The organism is Streptomyces sp. NPDC004658 (genome assembly GCF_040609555.1).
Lineage (GTDB): Bacteria > Actinomycetota > Actinomycetes > Streptomycetales > Streptomycetaceae > Streptomyces.
The window spans coordinates 1-3,445 of record NZ_JBEXKG010000329.1; the positions used below are offsets into that span (position 1 = coordinate 1).

The 3,445-nt window shown below is 73.9% G+C and carries 3 protein-coding genes; all 3 read right to left on the minus strand.

Annotated features, from left to right (window positions below; genetic code table 11):
* On the minus strand, positions 1-1,550 hold a 1,550-nt coding region (locus ABZV94_RS40810), incomplete at its 3' end, for an FAD-dependent monooxygenase (protein ID WP_356350053.1).
* A gap of 2 nt (positions 1,551-1,552) precedes the next feature.
* Positions 1,553-2,497, minus strand: coding sequence for an aromatase/cyclase (locus ABZV94_RS40815; protein WP_356350056.1), 945 nt, complete (start codon positions 2,495-2,497; stop codon positions 1,553-1,555).
* 45 nt (positions 2,498-2,542) lie between these two features.
* Positions 2,543-3,328: a 3-oxoacyl-ACP reductase FabG gene (gene fabG / locus ABZV94_RS40820; RefSeq protein ID WP_356350058.1), complete on the minus strand. Its 786-nt coding sequence runs from the start codon at positions 3,326-3,328 to the stop codon at positions 2,543-2,545.
* Between the last annotated feature and the right edge of the window lie 117 nt (positions 3,329-3,445).

Here is a 3,445-nt window from a genome sequence, read left to right on the forward strand (position 1 = left end):
GGGGGGGGGGGGGGGGGGGGGGTGGCGTCCGAGGCGCCGCGGTTGCCGGCGGCGCCGGGGGCGGCGAACCAGCGGCGCAGCGCCTCCCCGGGATCCGGGGTGCCGGGCGCGGCCACCCAGGCGACATAGCCGTCCGGTCGCACGAGGACCCCGTCGGTGCCGGTGAGGGCGGTGCCGGCGGGCGGGCGGGCCGCCACGTACGACACCCGCTCCGGCCAGGGCCGTACGGCGGCGGACCACCGCTCGCGCCGCGTGGCGTCCGCGGACAGGTCGAGCAGGACGGCGCGTCCGGTCCGCAGCAGGCCGGCCGTGGTGACCGTGCCGTCCGGTGTCGCCAGGCGCAGCGGCGGCAGGCGTCTGCCGAGCAGCGCGGACGCTCCGGCGTCGGTGCCGGTGCCGTCGGCCGTGGGGTACGCGATGTCCAGGCCGGCGATCATCGCCGCCAGGTGGGCGCGGGCGGGCGGCAGGGCCGCCAGTTCGCCGACCACCTCGCGGACGGCCTCCACCTCCTCGCCGCCGAGCAGCAGCCGGGCCTGGGCGCGGATGTTGCCCAGGACGCGCCGGCCGACGGGGTGGCGTTCGCCGTGGTAGGTGTCCAGCAGGGCCTCGCCGGCCCCGCCGGCGAGGTGGGCGGCCAGTTTCCAGCCGAGGTTGAGCGCGTCCTGGAGGGCCAGGTTGAGGGCCTGGCCGCCGATCGGCATCTGCCGGTGCGCGGCGTCGCCGGCCAGCAGCACGCGGCCCCGGCGGTACTCGGTCGCCTGTCGGGAGGCGTCGTCGAAGGAGTTGACCCACAGCGGGGTGCCGTGGCCGATGTCCTCCCCGGTGACCGCGCGCCAGGCGGCCACGATCTCCGCGAAGTCCGGTGCGCCGGTGCGCTCGCGGGCGGGTGTGCCGAACGCGTGCACCATGACCCGGGTGACGCCGTCGGGGCGCCGGGCGGCGATGGCCAGGCCCCTCGGCAGCCGCTGGAAGCGCCGGTTAGCGATGTCGAGGCCGGCGACATCGGCCCGCAGCAGCTCCCGTTCGGCGTCCGCGCCGGTGAACCGGAAGCCGCCCAGCCGCCGTACGGCGCTCTGCTCGCCGTCGCAGCCGACCACGTAGGCGGCTCGGACCCGCACCGGCCCTCGTGGACCGGCGAGTTCGGCCGTGACGTGGTCCGCTGCCGGGGTGAGCGCGCGCAGCTCGTGGCCGCGCAGCACGGTCGCGCCGAGACCGGTGCTCCAGTCGTGCAGGACGCGCTCCACCTCGGCCTGCAGGACCTTCCACTGGCCCGGGTGGGTGCTGGGCAGGGTCAGGTCGAGCGGGAGGCCGCCGAAGTGGCCCAGCGGCTCGTTCGGCGGGGTGCCGAAGTGCTCCAGCAGGCCGCGGGCGTCGAGGGCCTCCATGGTCCGGGCGTGCAGGGTGGAGGCCCGGGACTCGGTGGTCGGCTCGGTCAGCCGCTCCGCGACCAGCACCTCGGCACCGCCGAGCCGCAGTTCGCCGGCGAGCAGCAGGCCCGCCGGACCGGCGCCGACCACCAGGACCTGGGTGCGCAGGACGTCGCCGGACATGGTCAGCGCCGCGCCTCGGCGTAGGCCTTGGCGTGTCCGAGGGTGGCCCGGCTGTTGGTGCTCAGCGCGCTCCGCACGTACGCGCGGGCGTCCGCGACGGTCGCCTCGGGTCCGAGGATCTTGGCGATGTTCTCCGTGTTGAGCACCACCGTGTGCTGCGAGGACGCCGTGGTGCCGGCAGGGCCCTCGGCGAAGGTCCAGTAGCCGGTGTGCAGGGTCATCAGCGCGGGCAGGGTCACCTGCTTGTAGGCGATCTTCCGGCCCTCGAAGCAGACCCGGTAGGACTTGGTGAGGTGGGTGGAGCCGTCCTTGGCGCGGGTCTCCATCTCCAGGGTCTGCAGGCCCGGCACGTCCTCCTCCAGCCGTACCGAGGCGACGTGTGGGAGGCGCTCCTGCCACAGGTGGGCGTCGTTGACGAAGTCGTACAGGTCCTTGGCCGAGCCGTCGACGTGGACGGTGTCCTCGAAGGAGAACGTCACCTCCTCGGCGGCGTGGGCCAGTTCCACGTTGGTCTTCAGCGCCGCCAGCTCCGAGCGGGAGTTGCGGTCGACGGCCTCGTCGATCCAGGCGAGGCCCGCCGGGTCGTCGTCGACGGCCCGGTAGTCGTGCAGCAGCCGGACGCGGGACGTGCCCGCGTCGAGCGGCTCGATGATCCAGGTGCCGCCCATGGCGGCCACGGGCGGTACGGACACCTCCTGGCGGAACTCGATCCGCAGGCCGTCGGGGTCCAGCACGCGCCGCGAGGCCCAGTTCTTCGCCTCGCCGTTGGCGGTGGCCCAGATACGGATCCGCTCACTGTGCGCGTCGCGTTCGACGTGGTCGACGTAGATGGTCGGCGGGAAGATCCGCGGCCAGTTCTCCACCTCGGCGATCAGCCGGTATACGGCGGTGGCCGGGGCCGAGACCGTGATCTCGTGCTCCACCTCGCGCAGGCCGGGCTGCGTCATTCAAGGGCTCCTCGGGGTGTGTCGGGTCGGCGGACGGGACGGGTGTCAGAAGTTGCCCAGGCCACCGCAGACGTTGAGCGCCTGCGCGGTGATGGAGGCGGCCGTGTCGGAGGCCAGGTAGCCGACCAGGCCGGCGACCTCCTCGGGCGTGGAGTAGCGGCCGAGCGGGATCTTCGCCTGGAACTTCTCGAGGATCGCCTCCTCGGAGGTGTCGTACGCCGCGGCGTATCCGGCCCGCACCCGCTGTGCCATCGGCGTCTCCACGTAGCCGGGGCAGACCGCGTTGACGGTGATCCCGGTCGGGGCCAGCTCGTTGCCGAGGGCCTTGGTGAAGCCGACCACGCCGTGCTTGGAGGCGGAGTACGGGGCGCCCAGCACGACGCCCTGCTTGCCCGCGGTCGACGCGATGTTGACGATGCGGCCCCACGCCTTGTCGCGCAGGCCCCCGGTGGTGAGGACCTCGCGGGTGAGGCGGAAGACGCTGGTGAGGTTGGTGTCGACGACGTCGTCCCACAGCTCGTCGGTGAGGTCGGCGGTGACCCCGCCGCCGCTGCGGCCGGCGTTGTTCACCAGGATGTCCACGCCGCCGAACCGGTCGACGGCGGCCTGCACGAAGGCGCGCGCGGAGTCCGTGGAGCGCACGTCCAGGGTGGTGCCGTCGGCCTCGATGCCCTCGGCCTGCAGCTGCTTGACCGTCTCCGCGACGTTGTCGGCGCTGCGCGCGCCGATGAACACCCGGTGCTGCTGTGCGCCGAGGAGGCGGGCGACGGCGAGGCCGATGCCGCTGGTGGCGCCGGTGATCAGGGCGACCCGGTGGTTCTGCTCGGTCATGTGCGTCTCCTTGCGGGAAAACAGGGGTGCGGGCGGGAAGGGGGCTGCTGGAGAACTCCGACATCACCAACTCCCTGGTGAACACGGTGCTGATCACGGTTCCGGCGACCGTCCTGG